Source organism: Paenibacillus hamazuiensis (assembly GCF_023276405.1).
Lineage (GTDB): Bacteria > Bacillota > Bacilli > Paenibacillales > NBRC-103111 > Paenibacillus_AF > Paenibacillus_AF hamazuiensis.
Genome location: NZ_JALRMO010000001.1, coordinates 924977 through 945512 on the forward strand (window position 1 = coordinate 924977; position 20536 = coordinate 945512).

General features: G+C 57.4%; 16 protein-coding genes and 1 riboswitch. Of the genes, 13 read left to right on the plus strand and 3 right to left on the minus strand.

The window, feature by feature from the left end:
* Nucleotides 1–242: 242 nt before the first annotated feature.
* Nucleotides 243–1481 (plus strand): PASTA domain-containing protein, encoded by a 1239-nt coding sequence (locus MYS68_RS03695; protein ID WP_248924531.1) that lies wholly within the window; start codon nucleotides 243–245, stop codon nucleotides 1479–1481.
* Nucleotides 1482–1531: 50 nt separating this feature from the next.
* Nucleotides 1532–1717: riboswitch (cyclic di-AMP (ydaO/yuaA leader) on the plus strand.
* A 145-nt stretch (nucleotides 1718–1862) separates the two neighbouring features.
* Nucleotides 1863–2966, plus strand: coding sequence for a 3D domain-containing protein (locus MYS68_RS03700; RefSeq protein ID WP_248924532.1), 1104 nt, complete (start codon nucleotides 1863–1865; stop codon nucleotides 2964–2966).
* Nucleotides 2967–2982: 16 nt separating this feature from the next.
* Here MYS68_RS03700 and MYS68_RS03705 read toward each other — a convergent pair whose 3' ends face one another.
* Nucleotides 2983–4101, minus strand: a complete 1119-nt coding sequence (locus MYS68_RS03705; RefSeq protein ID WP_248924533.1) for a GntR family transcriptional regulator — start codon at nucleotides 4099–4101, stop codon at nucleotides 2983–2985.
* Nucleotides 4102–4468: 367 nt separating this feature from the next.
* Here MYS68_RS03705 and MYS68_RS03710 point away from each other — a divergent pair, with 367 nt between their 5' ends.
* From MYS68_RS03710 to MYS68_RS03730, 5 genes are all read left to right on the plus strand, one after another.
* Nucleotides 4469–5758 carry an ABC transporter substrate-binding protein gene (locus tag MYS68_RS03710; protein ID WP_248924534.1) on the plus strand — a complete coding sequence of 430 codons (1290 nt, stop codon included), beginning with the start codon at nucleotides 4469–4471 and terminating at the stop codon, nucleotides 5756–5758.
* A 111-nt stretch (nucleotides 5759–5869) separates the two neighbouring features.
* The gene (locus tag MYS68_RS03715) at nucleotides 5870–6808 is read left to right on the plus strand and encodes a carbohydrate ABC transporter permease (RefSeq protein ID WP_248924535.1); all 939 of its coding nucleotides are present in this window, start codon (nucleotides 5870–5872) and stop codon (nucleotides 6806–6808) included.
* A gap of 6 nt (nucleotides 6809–6814) precedes the next feature.
* Nucleotides 6815–7660 (plus strand): carbohydrate ABC transporter permease, encoded by an 846-nt coding sequence (locus MYS68_RS03720; RefSeq protein WP_420852202.1) that lies wholly within the window; start codon nucleotides 6815–6817, stop codon nucleotides 7658–7660.
* Nucleotides 7661–7702: 42 nt separating this feature from the next.
* Entirely contained in the window at nucleotides 7703–8692 is a 990-nt protein-coding gene (locus tag MYS68_RS03725) for a glycoside hydrolase family 43 protein (protein ID WP_248924536.1), read from the plus strand.
* Nucleotides 8693–9059: 367 nt separating this feature from the next.
* The gene (locus MYS68_RS03730) at nucleotides 9060–9302 is read left to right on the plus strand and encodes a hypothetical protein (protein WP_248924537.1); all 243 of its coding nucleotides are present in this window, start codon (nucleotides 9060–9062) and stop codon (nucleotides 9300–9302) included.
* Nucleotides 9303–10061: 759 nt separating this feature from the next.
* Here MYS68_RS03730 and MYS68_RS03735 read toward each other — a convergent pair.
* Nucleotides 10062–10502, minus strand: a complete 441-nt coding sequence (locus MYS68_RS03735) for an SRPBCC family protein (protein WP_248924538.1) — start codon at nucleotides 10500–10502, stop codon at nucleotides 10062–10064.
* A gap of 96 nt (nucleotides 10503–10598) precedes the next feature.
* The gene (locus tag MYS68_RS03740) at nucleotides 10599–11381 is read right to left on the minus strand and encodes an arylamine N-acetyltransferase family protein (protein ID WP_248924539.1); all 783 of its coding nucleotides are present in this window, start codon (nucleotides 11379–11381) and stop codon (nucleotides 10599–10601) included.
* Nucleotides 11382–11601: 220 nt separating this feature from the next.
* Between MYS68_RS03740 and MYS68_RS03745 the strand changes: the two genes are divergently transcribed.
* The 6 genes from MYS68_RS03745 (at nucleotide 11602) to MYS68_RS03770 (ending at nucleotide 20523) form a co-directional block, all read left to right on the plus strand.
* On the plus strand, nucleotides 11602–14004 hold the full coding sequence (locus MYS68_RS03745; protein WP_248924540.1) for a hypothetical protein: 2403 nt from the start codon (nucleotides 11602–11604) through the stop codon (nucleotides 14002–14004).
* Between the two features lie 53 nt (nucleotides 14005–14057).
* Nucleotides 14058–14987 carry an ABC transporter ATP-binding protein gene (locus tag MYS68_RS03750; RefSeq protein WP_248930805.1) on the plus strand — a complete coding sequence of 310 codons (930 nt, stop codon included), beginning with the start codon at nucleotides 14058–14060 and terminating at the stop codon, nucleotides 14985–14987.
* Nucleotides 14984–15880: an ABC transporter permease gene (locus MYS68_RS03755; protein ID WP_338043545.1), complete on the plus strand. Its 897-nt coding sequence runs from the start codon at nucleotides 14984–14986 to the stop codon at nucleotides 15878–15880. The genes MYS68_RS03750 and MYS68_RS03755 overlap by 4 nt, the downstream gene beginning before the upstream one ends.
* Nucleotides 15881–16253: 373 nt before the next feature.
* A complete protein-coding gene (locus MYS68_RS03760) occupies nucleotides 16254–17972 on the plus strand; it encodes a hypothetical protein (protein WP_248924541.1) in 1719 nt (572 codons plus the stop codon).
* A 650-nt stretch (nucleotides 17973–18622) separates the two neighbouring features.
* A complete protein-coding gene (locus tag MYS68_RS03765; RefSeq protein ID WP_248924542.1) occupies nucleotides 18623–19612 on the plus strand; it encodes an AAA family ATPase in 990 nt (329 codons plus the stop codon).
* Complete coding sequence (locus MYS68_RS03770) at nucleotides 19609–20523, plus strand: DUF58 domain-containing protein (RefSeq protein WP_248924543.1); 915 nt, start codon at nucleotides 19609–19611, stop codon at nucleotides 20521–20523. The genes MYS68_RS03765 and MYS68_RS03770 overlap by 4 nt, the downstream gene beginning before the upstream one ends.
* Nucleotides 20524–20536 lie beyond the last annotated feature (13 nt).

Consider the following 20536-nt stretch of genomic DNA (forward strand, 5'->3'; position numbering starts at 1 on the left):
AGGTATAGGCTGCAAAGGTTCACTTCGCTCTTGGAGGATTTGTTCCGCAGCTTTCGGCTTTCAATATATATCATGTTACCGCTGCAGCGATAAATGAACAGTGCCTCTTCCCGGGTTGGCCTTGGGAAGAGTTTTTTTTGCCGACACCCCCAGAAAACACGCCATTTTCGAGAAAAGTTTAATTTGTAGGCGTATGGAATCGTCTCGAATGAGCATAGGATGTTTCATCGGGAGGTTGAAAAATGGAGCCTGTCATAAACAATCGTTATGTGTTGAACGAGCAGCTCGTTCAGCTTCCGGGCGATGTGACGGTTTGGCGAGGAACCGACCTTTCGCTTCGGCGGGAAGCCGTCCTGTACGTTTCTCCGCTGAAGTCGGGGGCAGGAGGACTGGCTTATATCGGCAGCCGCGCGCACTTGTCCGGACGCCACTTCCTGCACATTCTCGATGCGGGCGTGCAGGCGCCGCATCTGTTCGTCGTTTTGGAAAACGCCGGCGGTAAACCGCTGCTTCATATGCTGCACAGCCACCCTTTTTCGCCGAAGGAGCTGCTCGCCATGCTGCTTCAATTAGGCCAAAGCATGCTGAGCGCAGCGGAGGAACACAACATACATTTTGCGGTGACCGCTGAAAATATATGGTGCAGTCATATCGACGGCTTGAAGGTGATGAACCATTGGTCGGAGGGGGAAGTAAGCCGGCGGGGGGCCGGCGGCTTATGCATGCTGCTGCACCAGCTCCTTACCAGGTCGGAGCCGCTCCCCGCATGGACCGGAGAGGAGCGGACGGCGTCCGCATTATCCGGGGCCGCGGGCCTCACTCCGCGCGAATCTCGGGAAATCGCCTGGCTGCTTAGGCCGTGGGAGGATGGGAAAGCCGCTCTCGCCGCGTTCGTGCGGGAGCTGGACGTTGTGCACAGACGCCTGTACGGAGGTCAGGAAGAGAATAAAGAGCTTCCGCGTATCGTTTTGCCAAGAGAACATATGGAACCTCGCTGGGAGGAAGCGCCGGCAGAGGAGATGGAGGCCGAACAACCGGAAAGGGAAAGGGGGAGGATTGAAATCCCGAAAGGCATGTTATGGTTCGGCATTCCGCTTGCGTGCATCATTGCCGTCGTCGGTCTTATGCTGATGTTGTCCTTCTCGCCTTGGCGCGGAAACAAGGAGGCCGGCTCGAAGCCGCCCGCTTCCGTCGCCGCTCAGGAGCAGCAGAAACCTTCCCCGACGCCGGCACCGAAGGAATCGCCGCCTCCCCGGAACGAAACCACCGGGCAGACCGCCATTGTCGAAACGCCGGATTTGAACGGACTTCCCCGGGCGGAAGCGGAGAAGGCGGCGCTGGCTGCAGGGCTGCGCTACGAATATGTTTTGGAAACGAACCCGGCGGCCGCCGAGGGCACCGTGTTCAGGCAGGACCCGGCCGCGCATACGAAGGTGGATAAGGGCACCCGGGTCAAGTTCTGGGTCAGCCGGGGAAAATAGTTCTATTTTCCGGATGTCCGCGTATACTTCATAAAAAAACAACATACGGTGGTAATCAATCGCTGAATTTCCGTTAAGGAAAGCGGGGGAACCATCGTCCGGACTTACCGTCCGGGCGGCGGCCGGTCCGGCCGGTTTTGGGGTGAATCCTCGGCATTCGTTCGTCGAATGTCCGGGTAGGGCGACTCTCCGCCCGAATCCGTCAGCTAACCTCGCAAGCGTCAATGAGAGCAAATTGTCGTGTCTTTTTGGTTCTAATAAAGTCACGGGAAGTTCTCTTTCCCGTGACTTTTTACTTTTTAACCAAAACTTTGACAAGTCGCGTCGTGTGTCATACGGTACACGGGAAAAATGGCGGGGCTTTGAAGGAGGACCGATGAAATGGGCGTCATTCCGAAAACCCATGTAAAGCGATCATCCGGCATGTCCTTGGCGTTACGCTCGCAGCGAGATAATGTACGAGTCATTTTCGCTTCAGGTATTGTATGTTCCATTGTCACGATCATTTTTTTGGTGCTGCTCTACGGCACGACAATGAAAGAGGTCACCGTCGTTTTGTACGGGGAAGAAAAGAAGTTCCGCACGTTCGAGTCGGACGTGACGCGGTTTTTGGCGGCTCAAGGCATCTTTGCGGGAGAGCACGACCGCCTGTCGGTATCGCCGGACGCGAGGCTCGTGAACGGTCACCGCATCATCATTAACCGCGAAATCCCGGTCCAGGTCACGGAGGGCGGGACGACAAAAACGAATTATTCGATAGGAAAAACGGTGGAAAACGTCTTAAAGGACCTGAATATCCCGCTTGGCGAACATGATAAAATTTCTCCCGCCTTGGATCGGGAAGTGGCGGAAAATACGGAAATCACGATCGTCAGAGTAAACAAGAACATCGAGGAAACCAGCGAAACGATCGACTACAAGGTGGTCAAACGAAACGATCCGACGCTTCCCGCCGGCAAGCAGCAGCTCGTTCAAAAAGGGAAGGAAGGCACATTGGTCAAGAGGAAGGAGAAGGTATACGAAGATAACGTGCTCGTTGCGGAAAATATCATCGAAGAGCGCGTGGAAAAAGAAAGCGTCGAGCAGATCGTTGCGGTGGGCACCAAGCAGCCGGTCGCAGCGGCAGCGGATTTATCCCCGGCGGTGGAATTTTCGGTCAAGAGCAGAGCCGATATTCCGGCCAAAAAAATATTGGAGGGCGTCACGTTGTCCGCTTATTCCTCGGGCGGCTCCTCGGGGAAAACCGCCTCGGGCACCCGTCCTGCGGAAGGGCGCACCATTGCCGTCGATCCCCGAATCATTCCGATGGGCTGGTGGGTGTATATCGACGGAATCGGCTTCCGCCGGGCCGAGGACACAGGCGGCGCGATCAAAGGGAACAAGATCGATGTGTATTTCGAAAGCGACTCGTACGCCAAACGGTTCGGTTTGAAACGCGGCTATACGGTGTACGTCATCGGCCCTGTCAAACCGGAGGCGGATTAAAGCTTCTTTACCCCGACTATATGCGGGCTTCTTTATGTCCTATCCCATGAAAATTTTCGTCGCTTTCGGTGGGTGGCATCACCAGCTTCACCGGAACGACGACATGCTGGGGCACATGCTCGCTTCCCATCCGCATATGGAGCAGCTCTACGGCGTCGTGGGCCATTTGCTTCTCGTCCTGGGCTACATAAGGAACGCCCGGGATACCGGGATCGTCGAAGGAAATCAACTCTACCGGCGTTTCGTCCCGAAGGGCGACCCTGAAGGAGCCGGCGGTCAAGTTGGCCATCTCGGCCGTCAGCGTAAAAGCAGCGGTAATTTGCGGCCGGCTCTGCAAAAAGCCGGTAATATAACCGAGCGCATCGTCGCTGCGCAATATGTCCAGCGGTACGTGGCACCATAAGTTTTTGTCGATGGAAATGCCATGGTCGATATAAGCTTTCTCGAAGCCGGCAGTCCGATCCTCGATGGCGGTGTTTACGTTTTCGGGCGAGATCAAAGCGATCTGCCGGTGCCCTTTGTTCAGCAAATAAGATACGGTTTCGTACGCTCCGCCCAAATTGTCGGAGGTGATCGTATACGTATCGATATTTCTTAAATAACGGTCGATGAACACGAACGGAAACTTGTCCAGGGACAAGCGCAGCAGCGATTCGTTATATTTTTCATCCTCGGTCGGAAACACGATAAGCCCCTTCACTCCCGATTCGGTCAACTCCTTGATGGCCCGCGATTCCTCCGCCGAAGACTCCCTCGTAATCCACAAAATCATTTGAAATCCGGCTTCCTTCAAGTAATATTCGACATGGTCCACCAGACGCTGGATCACTTTGGTTTTCAAGGTAGGAATGATAAACCCGACGAGGTTGCCGGCGCCGCCTCTGCGAACCGTCATCTTCAGCGTATCGGACAAGCCGGCCTGCTCCGCGACAAACGTGCCTTTTCCTTGAATCCGTACGACGAGTCCGTCGTCGGCCAAGGCGGTGAGCGCGTTTTTGACCGTGATTTTGCTCACCTTATACTCGTCCATAATTTCCTGCTCCGAAGGCACCCGGTCTTTGGGGCGAAGCTCTCCGCTCTTGATCTTCGCTTTAATGTCCTCCTGGATCTGCTTATACAAAGCGGTTTTGTTCATGGTCTGCACCTCGCTGGAAGTTGTTCGGTGAAAAAGCCCGCTTCGTGTCCCGGCTCGTGCTTCCGATCGCTCCTCTACCCCACAAAGTGAAGATAATCCTTCGCAGTTTAGTCCGAATACTTTGCGGGGACCCCTATGAACGGATTTCATAGCTTAGCCATTCGGCGGTTGAAATCCGTTCACAAAGGCGACCGCTAACGCTTCTCCAGCACGATTCCGTCCACTTCGCATTTTTCACCGAAATTTGAATTAAAAATATAAATTTTATAATCAATTGGTTATATAAAACATATTATATATACATTATAATTCAGTTTAGGAAGCGGTTACAAGACCTTGTCCAAAAAAGTTACGGGAGGATTTGACGATGAAGAAAGCACTTCAATTATCGACATCCCTGGCTCTGGCTTCTTCGCTTTTATTGTCTGCGTGTACAAATGACAGCGCCTCCAAACCGGGAAACGGCGCAGGCACGAAGCTGACGTTCTGGACGTTTAACGAGCTGCATCAGAAATTTTTCGAAAGCATGGCGGAGTCGTGGAACAAAGCGAATCCGAACGAACAGATCTCGCTCGAAGCGACGACGTTCCCCTACGACGACAACCACAACAAGCTGCTAGTCGCGCTGCAGTCGGGAACGGGAGCCCCGGATTTGGCCGACATCGAGATCAGCAAGATCGGCAATTTCCTGAAGGGCGAGCCGCAGCTTGTGGCGCTGAACGATATCGTCGACCCGGAAAAAGGGAACCTTGTCATGTCGAGGCTCGACAATTACGCGAAGGACGGCAAATATTACGGCATCGATTATCACGTAGGCGCGGAAGTGATTTACTATAACAAGGAAATTCTCGACAAAGCCGGGGTGAATCCCGACAATATCAAGACGTGGGACGATTATGTGCAGGCCGGCAAGCAGGTTGTGGAGAAAACCGGCAAGCCGATGACGACTCTTGAAACAACGGATCAATGGTCGTATTGGCCGCTCGTCGTGCAGCACGGCTCCGATTTGCTCGACAAGGACGGCAAGGTGATTATGAACGACGGGGTCAACTCGGAGGTGCTGACGTTCCTGCAAAAGCTCGTGAAGGACAAAATCGCCGTCGTGGCGCCCGGAGGATTTCATCATGCCGAGGAATATTACGGTTTCATGAACAAAGGCGGCGCCGCGTCGCTCTGGATGCCGATGTGGTACATGGGCCGCTTTACCGACTACATGCCTGACCTGAAAAACAAAATCGTCATCAAGCCGATGCCGGTGTTCAAGCAAGGGGAGAAGCGCTCTTCCGGTATGGGCGGCACGGGTACGGTGATCACGAAACAATCGAAAAACGAAGCTCTGGCCAAAAAGTTTTTGGCCTACGCGAAAATTTCCAAGGAAGGCAACATTCAAATCTGGAAGCAGCTCGGCTTCGATCCGATCCGTTCGGACGTATGGAACGATCCGGCGCTGAAGGAAGACAACAAATTTACGGCTTATTTCGGCAAAAATATTTTCGATATTTTAACCGGGGTGAAAAGCGAAATCGCGGCGACCAACATCAAGGAGAAGACGCCCGCCGTATCCGACGCCGTCAAGACGAAAGTGATGTTCCAGGTGCTCAACGATCTGAAGGATCCGAAGCAGGTGCTTGACGAAGCTGCGAAAAGCATCAAATAAAGCAAGGGCGTAAGAGCAATGGCTTCTTGAGGCCAACCGGCTTTGTGCAGCGTGGAAAAATTTGCGCAAGGCCGGCGCGAAACAGCTTAACGGAAAGGAGCGTGTATCCAGGTGAAAGCTGATACGGCGGCTGTGGCGGCGGGCAAGCTGGAGAAGGGCGGCGCGGTGAAAAAGCTGCTGTATTCTCCGCGGATTGCGCCTTATGTATTCGTTTTGCCGTTCGTTCTATCGTTTCTTATTTTTTTCGCTTATCCGGTATTCAGCACGATCCAAATGAGCTTTCAGGAGGTGCTTCCGGGGCAAACCCGCTTTATCGGGCTGGACAATTATAAAAATTTGCTGAGCGCATCGTTTTATACGGCTTTGCTGAACAGCAGCAGATATACGTTCTGGACACTCGTCGTGCTCATTCCGCTGCCGCTCGTGCTGGCCGTTTTCCTGAACTCGGCGCTGATGAAATGGAGCTCGTTTTTCCGCTCGGCTTTGTTTATTCCTTCGCTGACGTCGGTCGTCGTGGCGGGAACGGTTTTCCGGCTCGTTTTCGGCTCGCTCGACGAATCGGTGATGAACGGATTCCGCCATCTGTTCGGCTTGCCGACGATCAACTGGCTGGCCGGCTCGGGCACCGCGATGTTTGTGCTTGTCGTTTTGGCGAGCTGGCGTTACATCGGCGTCAACATCATCTATTTCCTGTCGGCGCTGCAAAGCATCCCGCAGGAGCTGTACGAAGCGGCGGAAATCGACGGGGCCGGCGTATGGCACAAGTTTTGGAAGGTGACGCTTCCGCTCCTGAAGCCGGTTTCGATCTACGTTATCACGATCAGCATTTACGGCGGTTATTCGATGTTTACCGAAAGCTTCATTTTGTGGAACGGCAACCGTTCGCCAAACGATATCGGACTGACGGTGGTCGGGCTGCTGTACCGCGAAGGCATCGAGAAGAACAACCTCGGCTTCGGCTCGGCGGTCGGCATTACGCTGCTCGTCATCACTATGATCATCAATGTGATCCAGCTGAAATCGTTCGGTTTGTTTAAAAAGGAGGAGTAGAGGGTGATTATAGCCAAGCGAAAGCCGCTTCTTCCGACCGTTCTTCTTGTCGTTTTATTCGCCGTCCTGGCCGCGCTGGCGCTGTTTCCGTTCTACTGTCTGGCGCTCGCTTCGCTGAAGCCTTCGAAGGAGCTGCTGCGGTACGGACTTAACGTCAAACTTCAGCCTGAGCTTCTGTCTTTCCGCAATTACGCGTTTTTGTTTTCCGCCTCGGCCAAAAAATATTTGGACTGGTACCAAAACAGCCTGCTGATTTCCGCCGTATACACCGTCTGCTGCCTTCTGCTGTCGTCGATGGTCGGCTACGGGCTCGCGATGTACCGGTTTTTCGGCAGAAACGTTATATTCGTGCTTGTGCTGCTCGTCATGATGGTGCCGGTGGAGATCATCATTCTGCCCTTATACAAGCAGATGATCGCCTTCAGGCTGATCGATACGTTCAGCGGCGTCATTTTGCCCTTTGTCGTATCCCCGCTGCCGATTTTTTTCTTCCGGCAATATGCGGCGGGGCTGCCGAAGGATTTTCTGGATGCGGGAAGGATCGACGGCTGCTCGGAATACGGCATCTTTTTCCGGATCATGGTGCCGCTCATGGCCCCCGCGTTCGGCGCGATGGCGATCCTGCAGGCGCTCGCCAGCTGGAACAGCTTCGTTTGGCCGCTGATCGTCATCAAGACGGGCAGCAAGATGACGCTGCCGATCGGGCTTGCCAGCCTCGTGACGCCGTACGGCAACAATTACGACATTTTGATCGCCGGTTCGGTGCTCGCCATTTTGCCGATATTGCTCGTGTTCGTCTTTTTCCAGCGGTATTTCGTCTCGGGATTGACCGTCGGCGGAGTGAAGGGGTAAGGCTCATATAACAACCAATTGGAGGAGAAGGAGAGAAGAGCAATGAAAGAGACGAGAGATATGAGAGAGGGACAAACGGACGTGAACGTTCCGCTGATCGAACAGCGCGCCGATCCGTGGATATATAAACACTCGGACGGTTATTACTACTTTACCGCTTCGGTGCCGGAATACGATCGTATCGAAATTCGCCGGTCTCCCACGATCGCAGGCTTGAAAGAAGCGACGCCGGCCGTCGTTTGGCGAAAGCACGAAACCGGGCCGCTGAGCGCTAATATATGGGCGCCGGAGATTCACCATGTCGACGGCAAATGGTACATTTATTTCGCCGCAGCCCGTACGACGGAAACGAACGACGGCTTGTTCGACCATCGCATGTATGTGCTGGAAACGGATGCGGCCAACCCTCTCGAAGGCGGATGGACGGAGAAAGGCCAAATCCGCACGAAATGGGAAAGCTTCTCCTTGGATGCCACGTCCTTCGAACACCGCGGCGTCCGATACCTGGTTTGGGCGCAAAAAGATCCGGAGATTCCCGGCAACTCGAACCTGTACATTTCCGAAATGAGCAACCCATGGACGCTGCGCGGCGAGCAGGCGATGATCACGACGCCGGAATACGGCTGGGAAATCATTGGCTTCAAGGTCAACGAAGGTCCGGCCGTGCTGAAGCGGAACGGTCGGATCTTTATCACCTTCTCCGCGAGCGCGACCGATTTCAACTACTGCATGGGGCTGCTGGAAGCGGACGAAAACGCGGACCTGCTGAATCCGGCCTCGTGGAAAAAGTCGGAGCTGCCGGTGCTGGCGACCGATGAGGAAGCCGGCCTATACGGACCGGGGCACAACAGCTTTACCGTATCCGAGGACGGCTCCTGCGACCTGCTGGTGTTCCACGCCCGGACGTACAAGGAAATCGTCGGCGACCCGCTTTACGACCCGAACCGGCATACGTTCGTCAGCAAGCTGCAGTGGCATCCGGACGGAACGCCGGATTTTGCAAGCAGCGCCCGCAGGACATACTTGCGGTAAGCGGCATGTTAAAAAAGCTCAGCCCGGCCGTATCGGCCCGGGTTGAGCTTTTTTTCTGCCGCAGCAGGGCGGGAGGGAGAGCCGAGAGGCGGAAAAGCGGCTAACAGCCCGGGGCGGGTGGCGTGCCAGGGTGAAGGGAGAGCCGAGAGCCTGAAAAACCGGCTCTCAGCCCGGGTCGAGCGGCGTGCCGGGGTGAAGAGAGAGCCGAGAGGAGGAAAAAGCGGCTCTCAGCGCCGCCGGAGGGCCTCGCCAAGTGCCGAGAGCCTGAAAAACCGGCTCTCAGCCCGGGTCGTGCGGCGTGCCGGGGAGAAGAGAGAGCCGAGAGGAGGAAAAAGCGGCTCTCAGCGCCGCCGGAGGCCCCCGCCGAGTGCTGAGAGCCGGAAAAACCGGCTCTCAGCTCGGGTCGAGCGGCGTGCCAGGGAGAAGGGAGAGCCGAGAGGAGGAAAAAGCGGCTAACAGCGCCGCCGGAGGGCCTCACCGAGTGCTGAGAGCCGGAAAAACCGGCTCTCAGCTCGGGTCGAGCGGCGTGCCAGGGAGAAGGGAGAGCCGAGAGGCGGAAAAAGCGGCTAACAGCGCCGCCGGAGGGCCTCGCCAAGTGCTGAGAGCCTGAAAAACCGGCTCTCAGCCCGGGTCGTGCGGCGTGCCAGGGTGAAGAGAGTGCCGAGAGCCGGAAAAACCGGCTCTCAGCGCCGCCGGAGGGCCTCGCCAAGTGTTGAGAGCCGGAAAAACCGGCTCTCAGCCCGGGTCGAGCGGCGTGCCGGGGAGAAGGGAGAGCCGAGAGGCGGAAAAAGCGGCTCTCAGCGTCGCCGGCGGACCCCAACGAGTGACGAGAGCCTGAAAAACCGGCTCTCAGCCCGGGTCAGGCGGCGTGCCGGGGAGAAGGGAGAGCCGAGAGGCGGAAAAACCAGCTTACGGCCCCGCCGGAGGGCCTCGCCAAGTGCTGAGAGCCTGAAAAACCGGGTCTCAGCCCGGGTCGAGCGGCGTGCCGGGGGAGAAGAGAGAGCCGAGAGGGGGAAAAACCGGCTCTCAGCGCCGCCGGAGGGCCTCGCCGAGTGCTGAGAGCCGGAAAAAGCGGCTCTCAGCCCGGGTCGAGCGGCGTGCCGGGGAGAAGAGAGTGCCGAGAGGAGGAAAAAGCGGCTAACAGCGCCGCCGGAGGGCCTCGCCAAGTGCCGAGAGCCTGAAAAACCGGCTCTCAGCCCGGGTCGGGCGGCGTGCCGGGGAGAAGAGAGAGCCGAGAGGCGGAAAAACCGGCTTACGGGGCGTTATCGACGGCGTACAAAAGGTGGCGGAGGCTGTTTTGCAAAACTCGCTGTGTCCAATATGCCGTTCCTGCCGTACCGCCTTCGACATGACCAATGTCATGTGCCAATCACTTGCGCCGTTCGAGGATTTGCTTGATTTTGTGCAAATCCTTGTTGTTCGCCTTTTTCATCATAAACGACATGAGCGGCTTAAAGATGATGGAAAACCCGGCCGGGGTACCGCAATTCCGCAGCGTCATCCGCGTGGAGTCTCCGCTGACGGACTGCCACGTATAAGTCGTTTCCATCGGAAAAGGTCCGTGCGCCGTGCTCATCACCAGGAGTTTTCCCGGCACGTATTCCTCAATCCGGTAAACGTACGAGAGTTGCTTTCCGAGAAACCGCGCTTTAAACGCAATTTCGGAGCCGACGGCCAAAGGTTTGGGGGTCAGCCATTCGGCCGATTCGATATTTTCGTACCATTCCGGAGCGTTGTCCGGGTTAGCTGCATAAGTCGCGACCGTTTCCCGGGGACATTTTATTGTAATTTCCGTCAAAACATCAACCAACCCGGTAATCCTCCTCATAAACAGCAAGTATCATTATGCGCCCAGTGGGCGACATTCCAATCCTTGCCCAAAGGAGAACACCCTATTACAAAGGAGTTAGAGTTCAATTCCGAAATATTTGCGCAGCGCCTCGCGATAATCCTCTTCCGTCTCCGGCACGAATGCATTTACGCCGTCCGCGGTGAAAATCCGGAATTCCTTGCCGGCGATCGTGTTGCGCCCGTCCTTTGTCCGTATAGCCGCCATCGTTTGGTTCAAAAAAATCGACTCCGGAGCGTTTTCGCACCAAAAACTCGCCATCACATAATCTTTGGGCAGCTGCGGCTCCTCCGAAAAGGAGATCAGCCTGCTCCATTCGCCGTGCCTGCGCTCCATCAGCATCCAGCCGAAATCGGCGTCCCGATCGAGCCGGTACATTTCGTCTCCCTGCGGCTGCTCCAGACCTTCGATGAGCTCCAGCGGCCGGCGCGGCACGATCCCGCCCACCCCCACGTCGCACAAATAGGAGCGGTCCTGAACGCGGACCTTGAGCACGTGATGACGCCGCTTCGGCGGCGGATTCGGCTCATCACGCCAAAACCGGGCGAACCAATCCGTCACCTCGAAGCCAAGCTGCCGCAGCAGCCAGCCGAACAGCGCATTCAGCTCAAAGCAGTAGCCTCCTCTCCGGCGGACGACAATCTTATCCAGCAAAGCGGGAATTTCCAGCGACAGCGGGATGCGCCGCACAATATCGAGGTTTTCGTAAGGAACGGCATGCAGATGCCGTTCCTGCAGTTCAGCCAGTGTTTCCGCATTCGCTTCGAGCGGTCCGTCGTACCCGATTCGCTCCAAATACGCGCGAACCTTGGGCTCTATGTTGACGCCGGGATTGCTCATGAATCCGATCCCCTCCCCGTTTTTTTATAATTTCATCATATAACATGAAACCTGTCTCTTCCAGGCTGTAACCATTTTTTCAGGTCAGCTTGAAATATTTTAAAGCGACATCAAGACTTTCTTGGTGTAATTTAGCAAACTATGAAACTTTTAACCATTCCGGGACGTCTATTTTAAAGATTACGACAGACGATATGGATGGTGGAGGGATATTCCGGAAATGAAGGCAATCATCAGAAAAATCGCCGCGCTGCCGCTGCTTCTGGCCCTGATCGGCAGCTTGTGGGGAGGATTTGCGGCGCGGGAGGCGTTCGCTGCGGACCCGGCCGGGGTGGAGCTGCAAATCCAGGCGGGGTTTGACGGCAAAATTAGAGACAATCGCTGGTTTCCGGTGAAATTTACGATCACCAGCCCGATGGAGGATATGAGCGGCGATCTCGTCCTGCAGATGGTCAATCCGACCGGCGGCAAAGATGTGACTTACGTAAAGCACGTCGATTTGCCGAAGATGACCGCCAAAACGGTATGGATGACGCTGCCGGGGACCGGCATGCAGCTGGGCAGCAACAACAACGTGGTCAAGCTGTACAAAGGTTCGGTCGACAAAGGGGCCGAGGTGCCGATCGTCAAAGGCAAAGCTTATATCGAGACGTACCTGACGCAGTCGACGACCGTTGGGGTTTTGGCCCGCGACCCGGATACGCTTAATTTTTTGACATTGTTAAATTCGCGCAATTATGACGTGAGCGTCGTATATCTGAATATGGCGGATATGCCGGCGGAATCGATGATGCTGGACGGCCTCGACGCGATCGCTTTGAACGATGTGGCGTCCGATCAGCTCAAGGAAGAGCAGGTCAAAGCGATATCCGGCTGGATCGACCGCGGCGGCACCCTCATTTTGGCAGGGGGAGCGGGGTATGCGAAAACGGCGAAGGCATTCGAAGCGATAGCTCCCGCCGCCTATAAAGATACGGTGCAGGTAAACGGGCTGTCGTCCCTGGAAAAATTAGCTGGCAAGGAGCTTCCGCTGGCTTCGCCTTTTACGGTATCCCGGGCCGATGTCAAAGCGGGAAGCGTAGTTGCGCAGGAAGGGCAAATTCCACTATTCGTCAAGAAACCGCAGGAAAAAGGCGCCGTCTGGTACGTCGCCTACGATTTGTCGCTTCAGCCTCTGGCTTCCTGGCCCGGCAATCCGATGCTGTGGGAGAAGGTGCTGCAAAACCATTTGGCGATGAGCAACACGAAAATGGCCCGGCAAGTATACCCGCTTATGCAGCAATTTTGGGAAGTGCAAAATGCGCTGGACCTGTTCCCGTCGCTGAATCCGCCGTCCTTTTACATGCTGCTTTCGCTGTTTATCGCGTACGTGGTGGTGGTGGCCCCGGTGCTGTACTTGATTCTGAAAAAACTCGACAAACGGGAGTGGGCGTGGGTCATCATACCGGCCCTCTCGCTTGTTTCGAGTTTCGGCATCTTTATGATCGGGGCGTCGGACAGAAGTTCCGTGCTGACGCATACGCTGAACACGATGGAGCTGAGCGGCAGCGGCCAAGGCAAGCGGACGACGGCGACGGCGGTGTTTGTGCCGAGCGGGGGGAAATATGAGATCGAGCTGCCGAAATCGGCGCATGCGCTCGCTTTCAACAACAGCCGCGGTCCGGGCGGGAACGGCAATCTGGCGGGAGCCACCGACCAATACGTATACATGGACGAAGGCAAAACAAGGCTGCAGTGGACCGATGTGCCGTATTGGTCGGTGCGCAAGGCGCTGCTGCAAGAGGATTCCAGCGAGCCGCTCGGCAAGTTCGAGGTGAAGGCCGGAGTCGATGCGGGAACGGTCAAGGGCGAGTTGAAAAATGCGACGAAATCCGATTTGACGGATGTCGTGCTTTTTGCGAACCGGCAGCTGTACAGGATCGGCGATCTAAAAGCAGGCGAAACGAAGCCGCTCGGAGCGCCCTCGACAGGTGCGGGGATCGGATACTCGGATATTGGCCAGCTGCTGTATCCATATCAGGGAGGCAGAAACGGGGACGACCGCAACCGGGAACGGCAGATGATCAACATGTACGCCAATCGGAATAATTTTAACGGAGTCAATTTAAGCGGCAAAACATGGCTGATCGGCTGGAGCAAGGACGAACAGTTCGCCTACAAGGTGAACGGAAAAGAGGCAAAATCGGACCAGCTCAACATGTGGGTGCAGGAAGTGCAGCTCGATGTCGTGCAGGGGGATAACATCTTGATCCCGTACGGTTATATCGCCCCGGCCGTCGTGCAAAGCAACGTGCAGCACATGGGAACCGATCCGATGGGTCAAGTATACGTCGGTCAAGGAGATTTTACGTTCGAATACCGGCTTCCGGATATCGAGGGGGCATCGTATCACACGCTGCGCATGCAAAGCACCGGAGGTTTGCCGGCGTTTTTGAAGCTGGAAATTTGGAACGTGGGCAAAAACGGCTGGGAAACGCTCGATCTGCGGCAAACCGCCGAATTTAAAGACAATGTGAACCAATACCTCGCTGACGGCACGGCGATCCGGGTGAAAGCGACGACGACGCAGGATTTCGGATTCCGCTACCCGGATATCGCTTTGGAAGGAAAGGTGAAACAATGACGACGACACTTGCAGAAAACGGCCCGGAGCAGCAAGCCGCCGCTTCGGTTCCGATGGTGGAAATAACCGACCTGCGCAAAACGTACGGCAGATTCGTCGCGCTCAAATCGATGAGCATGACGATCGCCAAAGGCACCGTGTTCGGCTTCGTCGGGCCGAACGGCGCCGGCAAGTCGACGACGATGTCGATCCTCGCCACACTGCTTGCTCCAACTTCGGGCAGCGCCAAGGTAGGAGGCTATGAGGTTACGGAGCATCCGAAGGAAGTGCGCAGGCTGATCGGCTATATGCCGGATTTCTTCGGCGTGTACGACCAGTTCAAGGCGACGGAGTACCTGCACTTTTATGGAGCCAGCTACGGTATTCCGCGGGCGGAGCGGGAAAAAATGATCCCTCAGCTGCTCGAGCTCGTCAACTTGACGGACAAGGCGGATTTTTACGTAGACTCGTTGTCACGGGGTATGAAGCAGCGGCTTTGTCTCGCTCGCTGTCTCGTGCACGATCCGGAGCTGCTCATCCTGGATGAGCCGGCATCCGGGCTCGATCCGCGGGCGCGCATCGAGATGCGGGAGATTTTGAAGGAGCTCAAATCAATGGGCAAAACGATTTTGATCTCCTCGCATATTTTGCCCGAGCTGGCGGAAATGGTCGATGAAATCGGCGTCATCGAGCACGGCGAGCTGATCGCCAAAGGCAAGGTGCAGGATATTCAAAACCGGATGCGGGTGAACCGGGTGCTGCACATTCGTCTCTTGGACGGGGAAAAGGAAGCGGCCGCCTTTTTGCAGGGACAGCCCGACGTGACGATGGTGCTTGAGGACGAGCAGGGCGTACACGTGCATTTCAGCGGGCAGGACGAAGCCCAGGCGGAGCTGCTCCAGGCGCTGATCGCGCGCGGTTTCCGGATCGTTTCGTTCAGCGAAGCGCAGACGAATCTCGAGGACGTATTCCTCGAAATCACGAAGGGAGGCGAGCAGCCGTGACGGGCAAAATGACATGGCGGCAAAAGTTGATCAATCCGGTGCTGGACAAGGAAATCCGGCTGCGGATGAGAACGGTACGTTCGGCGTGGGCGCTAATGTTTTATTTGCTGACGATCGGACTGCTTGCGCTCGGCTTCATTTATTTGTACGTCGGCGAGTTTCGCGGCGGCGGCGGCGGGTTCAATCCGAACCAAAGCCGCGAATTGTTTTACTTCCTGAGCGTCGCACAGCTCGTGCTGATCGCCTTCATGACGCCGGGCCTTACGGCGGCGATCGTCAGCGGGGAGCGGGAGAAGCAGACGCTGAGCATGCTGCTGACGACGCAGATGAGCTCGACGACGATCATCGTCAGCAAGCTTGTTTCCTCGCTCGGCTTTATGCTGCTGGTTATTTTGGCGACGCTGCCGGTGTACAGCATCGTGTTTTTGTTCGGGGGCATTTCGCCCGGGCAGCTTGTGCTTGTGTTTTTGTTTTATATTTTTGTGATGATCGTGCTCGGCGCGTTCGGAGTGATGTTTTCCACGTTGTTTAAACGAACGATGGTGTCGGTTATCGTCACATACGGCTTCACGTTGTCCGTCTTTGCGGCAACCGGGCTGCTGTTTATTTTTCTGCAAGGAGTCGTGAACCGTTACTATGCGGGCGCTGGCGCGGCGAATACGTACTCGTGGGTCGGTTATGTGCTCGGTCTTAATCCGGTGGCGGCGCTGCTGAGTATCTTCGAGCCGGACATATCCCGTACGGCGTTCCGCACATGGTCGCCGAGCAGTGGTAACCCGGCTCCGCCGCTCGAACTGTGGCAGGAGTTTATTCCGGTATATGCGGTGCTGACCGTGGCGGCGCTGCTTGTGAGCATTCGGTATATCCGGCCGGTGCTGAAGAAGCGGCGCTAGCGGGGGCTATGAGCGGCGGCATAATGTAGCGGGGAGTGGCTGACGCTCCTCTCTATGCATTTTGTGGACCTCAAATCCGTAATGTGGGCGAAAAGACGTTGTTTGTATTTTGGGCGGACACAGGAGCCGCTATTTATCGAATGAACGCCGCGCGTGCGCTCGTTTTCCGAGATAACGACACTTGTGTCCACGGACCTGTCCCGAACGATTCATTATGGCCAAATAGCGGATGCACGGTCCGGATGCTGCGCAAACACGCGAGCTGCCAGATATCGCAATCGCACTATTCTGTCTCGGAAGAGGCCGGGACATCGCTGAAACATACGTTGAGAAAGAAAGCTGGTCTACTAAAAACCGTGAGGAGGCGAACCCGATGGAAGGACGGCGATTGCTGGAGCTGCTTGCGCCTGTGCGCCGGCGCATGCAGTGGCTGCGCGTCGGAGAGACCGCGCTGCTTGGCGGAGTCTGCGGCGCAGGCGCCGGTCTGCTGCTTGCGCTCGCGGCGCGGCTGCTGCCGGTAGCGGCTTACCGGCCGACGGCGGCAGCGCTTGTAGCTGCCGGGGGCATGCTGGGCGCCGCCTACGCGCTGCTGATTCGCCGGGTTACGCCGGAGGAGGCCGCAAGGCGGATGGATGCGTCCGGGGAGGACGATGCGATCCGCACGGCGCTGCAGTATGTGCGGGAGGATGCGCCGATCGCCGTCATCCAGCGGGAGGACGCGGTTCGGCGGGCCGAGGAATACGTAGCCCGCATGCCGAAGGCGGAATGGAGCCCGGCGCTGCGGCGAAATTCGTGGCTGCTCGGAACAGGCGTACTTGCGCTTGCTCTCGTGCTTGCGCTGCCGAGCCCGATGGATGCGGTTGTGGCAAAACGCCAGGAGGAAGCGAAATGGGTGGAAGAGCAGAAGCAGCAGGTTGAGCAGCTGCAGGCAAAGCTCGCCGCGGAGAAGCTGCCTCCCGAAGCGAAAAAGCCGATGGAGCAAACACTTCAGGAGCTGGAGGAAGGTCTGAACAAAAGCAAGGACGCAGCCAAAGCGCTGGACGAAATGGAGAAAGCGATGAAGGAGCTGGCCGGGCAGGAGCAAACTTTGGAAAAGCAGCAGGCCAGAGCCGAACGGTTCGCCGAGCAGATGAAACAGCAGCCGATGCTGAAGCAGCTCGGCGAAAGCCTGCGGCAGCTGGACGCCGAAGCGATGCGGCAATCGTTCGAAGATTTGCGCCGGCAGGTGCTGAAGCTGACCCCGGAGCAGAAGGAGGCGCTGGCGAAGGCGCTTGAGAAGCTGGCGGCGGGCGCCGCGAACCCGGATGCGGCGACGGAGCGGAAGCTGCGCGAAGCGATGGAAAAGGCGGCAGCCGAGCTGAAGGCGCAGGCGAAAGCGGAAAACGGCGGCGCCGAGGCCGATCCGAAAGCGCTCGAGGAGCAGCTGAAGGAGCTCGATAAGCAGCTCGCCGAGGCGGTCAAGCAGCTGCAGCAAAACGCCGCGCAGCTGGCGGCTGCGGCGCTGCAGGCGGCGCAGGTCGCGCAGCTCGGCATGCCGATGGCCGGCCGCCTGGCGTCGCAGGGTGCGGCGCTGTCCGCGGCGTGGACGCCGGGAGGCCTCGCCGACTCGCTGTCGGCGGCGGACGGCGCTGACGGCGCAAGCGACGGGCTCGCGAGTGCGAGCTCAGCCGGCTCCGCGGCGGGAGCCGGTGCAACCGGCGCCGCAGGCCAAGGAGCCGGTGCAGGTGCGGGCGGGGTCGGGCAAGGCGCTGGAGCGGGCGCCGGAGCCGGCTCCGGTTCCGGTACCGGGCAGGGCGGCGGCACCGGCGGACTGCAGGGCGGCTTCGGCAACGGGGCGCGCAATCTGGTGACGACGCCCCGCGGCATGGAAGGCTTCGGCAACGTGCAGAAAGACGGCGGTCCGACCAAAGGCGGCGGAGACGTGCAGAAGGGCGGACCGTCGCCTACGATCGACGGAGCGACGCGGCCTTACGAGGAAGTATACTCCGAGTATGCCACCGAGGCGAAAAGCGCACTGGATCGCCATCCGTTGCCGCAAAGCATGCAAAATCTCGTGCGCGACTATTTTACGGAAATTCAGCCGAACCGCTAGAACCGGCGAACCGGTTGGAAAGGTTTGTAAAACTCTTACTTCCGTTGGTCCGCGATTGTCCCGCTTGCTTGAGGGGGCGACCGCTCGCTCTGCAGCACCGATGGACTCGGTGAAGATAAACCAGTCGGAATAACAGGAGTTTCTCGTTTTTTCGTTGGTTCTTGTGTTGGTATAGCGGAACTGACGTTCGTTATCCTCTGGTGAATGGGCACATCGAAAAAATAGAGGAAGTGTGATGCGCTAAATCGGTAGAAATCGCTTATGGAACGGCAAAAACTTGCAAATAACGAACTGCAGTTCCTTTAATCTCGGCGAACCACCCAAAATGGCCGTTTTAGCGCACTGTAGTTCCTTTATGAATCCGGGGGACAAGAGAGACGGGCTGTTATGCACAGTGCCTAAAAAGCTTGGGCAGCGGCTGGGAGAGAATCCGATGAGGCGGACGGGGGGTGACCGGCCGCCGCGCAGCGCCGAAACGCGCGTCTAGAATTCGCGAGCGTTGGAAAATTTTGAGGTGCGAGCCCGCGTAAGGTTCGACCGGCCGCCGCGCAGCGCCGAAACGCGCGTCTCGGATTCGCACGCGTTGGAAAATTTCGAGGTGCTTCGTCGAAGCGGCGCTTTTTTCGAACGACTATGGAGGAGGACCTTTCATGATACAAACGAAGGAGCAGGTGCAGGGTTGGCGCGAGACGATCGCGGCGGTGAAGGAGCAAATCGGCCGCGTGATCGTAGGGCAGCAGGAGGTCGTAGAGCAGATGCTGTGGTGCATTTTTGCCGGCGGCCACGCGCTGTTGGAAGGGATCCCCGGTCTCGGCAAAACGATGCTCGTGCGCACGGTGGCCGATGCGCTCGACATGAGCTTCTCGCGCATCCAGTTTACCCCCGATTTGATGCCGGCCGACATTACGGGGACGAATGTCATTCAGTTCGGCGTAAAAGGAGACACGTCTTACCGGTTTCAGCCCGGACCGATTTTCGGCAACCTTGTGCTGGCCGACGAGATCAACCGCGCGACGCCGAAAACGCAAAGCGCCTTGCTGGAGGCGATGCAGGAAAAAACCGTGACGATCGGCAGCGAGACGCACCGTCTGCCGAAGCCGTTTTTCGTTTTGGCGACGCAAAACCCGCTGGAAAACGAAGGCACGTACCCGCTGCCGGAAGCCCAGCTTGACCGCTTTTTGCTCAAAATCAACGTCGCCTATCCGACGCGGGACGAATTGAAGGAAATCGTCCGGCGCACCACCTCCGCACATACGGCGACGGCGGATAAAACCGCCGATGCGGACACGTTGTCAACGATTCAGGAGGGGGCGAGGCACCTGCTCGTAGCCGACGATGTTCTCGACTATGCCGTACAGCTGGTCATGATGACGCATCCGGCAGAGGCGGGTGTGCCGGACTCGGTCAAAAAGTACGTCCGCTTCGGCTCCGGACCGCGCGGACTTCAAACGATCGTCTCGGTGGCGAAGGTTCGGGCGCTGACGGAGGGGCGGGTTCACGTGGCGAAAAGCGATATCGCCAAGGTGGCGCTGCCGGCGCTGCGGCACCGGATCTTTTTGAACTTCGAGGGTCAGGCGATGGGCGTTGCGACGGACGCGATTGTCGAGGAAATTATCGCCGGGCTGGAGAAAAGGGCATGAGTGCGGGGCAGCTCGAATTGAATCCAGGACTGCTGCTGCGGCTGGAGCGGATGTCGCTCGCCGCGAAGCGGCGCATTCGCGGCAACATGCAGGGAAAGCGCAGCTCGAAGCAGCTCGGCGCTTCGCTGGAATTTGCCGATTACCGGCTGTACTCGCCCGGGGACGATATACGCCGGTTTGACTGGGGAGCCTACGCCCGCACGGGAAAACCGTTCATCAAGCAGTTCATGGACGAGCAGGAGCTTCGCGTCCATTTGTATGTCGATTGCTCGCGGTCGATGGATTTCGGCGGCGGAGGAGCCGGGTCTGAACAGGCTCGGGCGAGCAAGTTTTTGTACGCCCGGCAACTGGCGGCATGCATCGGCTACATTGCGCTGTCCGGCTACGACCGCGTCGGCGTGCGCCTGTTCGGCGAGCGGATCGAACGGGAGCTGCCGCTGCTGCGGGGGAAAGGCTCGATGCCGCGGCTGCTTGGCTTTTTGGCGGAAGCGGAAACCGTACCGAGGGGCGACCTGGCGCAAGCGGTAATGCGGCCGGGAGCTGTGCCGAGACAGCCGGGCATGTCGTGGGTTTTTTCCGATTTTTTGTACGAATCCGGGGTGGAGGAGTCGCTTGGATTTCTCCATGCCGCCGGTCAGGAGGTTGTCGTCGTGCACATATTGTCCGAGGAGGAGATGAATCCGAAGCTCTCCGGCGATTTGCGGCTTATCGACAGCGAGTCGGGTGCGGGAAAGGAAGTGGCGGTAACCGGACGGGTACTGCGCGACTACCGTGCGGCGGTTCATCAGTACTCGCAGGGGCTCAAACGGTTTTGCCACGAACGGAACATGGCATATATGCTGCTGACGACCGGGACGCCTGTGGAGGATGCCGTGCAGCGTTCGCTGCGGGAAAACGGCCTGCTGCTGTAGGAGAGGGTGTATG

What these genes read in the sequence shown, in the direction of transcription:
- MYS68_RS03695 (WP_248924531.1), top strand. Translation starts at nt 243, where the DNA reads ATGGAGCCTGTCATAAACAATCGTTATGTGTTGAACGAGCAGCTCGTT.
- MYS68_RS03700 (WP_248924532.1), top strand. Translation starts at nt 1,863, where the DNA reads ATGGGCGTCATTCCGAAAACCCATGTAAAGCGATCATCCGGCATGTCC.
- MYS68_RS03705 (WP_248924533.1), bottom strand. Translation starts at nt 4,101, where the DNA reads ATGAACAAAACCGCTTTGTATAAGCAGATCCAGGAGGACATTAAAGCG.
- MYS68_RS03710 (WP_248924534.1), top strand. Translation starts at nt 4,469, where the DNA reads ATGAAGAAAGCACTTCAATTATCGACATCCCTGGCTCTGGCTTCTTCG.
- MYS68_RS03725 (WP_248924536.1), top strand. Translation starts at nt 7,703, where the DNA reads ATGAAAGAGACGAGAGATATGAGAGAGGGACAAACGGACGTGAACGTT.
- MYS68_RS03740 (WP_248924539.1), bottom strand. Translation starts at nt 11,381, where the DNA reads ATGAGCAATCCCGGCGTCAACATAGAGCCCAAGGTTCGCGCGTATTTG.
- MYS68_RS03745 (WP_248924540.1), top strand. Translation starts at nt 11,602, where the DNA reads ATGAAGGCAATCATCAGAAAAATCGCCGCGCTGCCGCTGCTTCTGGCC.
- MYS68_RS03750 (WP_248930805.1), top strand. Translation starts at nt 14,058, where the DNA reads ATGGTGGAAATAACCGACCTGCGCAAAACGTACGGCAGATTCGTCGCG.
- MYS68_RS03760 (WP_248924541.1), top strand. Translation starts at nt 16,254, where the DNA reads ATGGAAGGACGGCGATTGCTGGAGCTGCTTGCGCCTGTGCGCCGGCGC.
- MYS68_RS03765 (WP_248924542.1), top strand. Translation starts at nt 18,623, where the DNA reads ATGATACAAACGAAGGAGCAGGTGCAGGGTTGGCGCGAGACGATCGCG.
- MYS68_RS03770 (WP_248924543.1), top strand. Translation starts at nt 19,609, where the DNA reads ATGAGTGCGGGGCAGCTCGAATTGAATCCAGGACTGCTGCTGCGGCTG.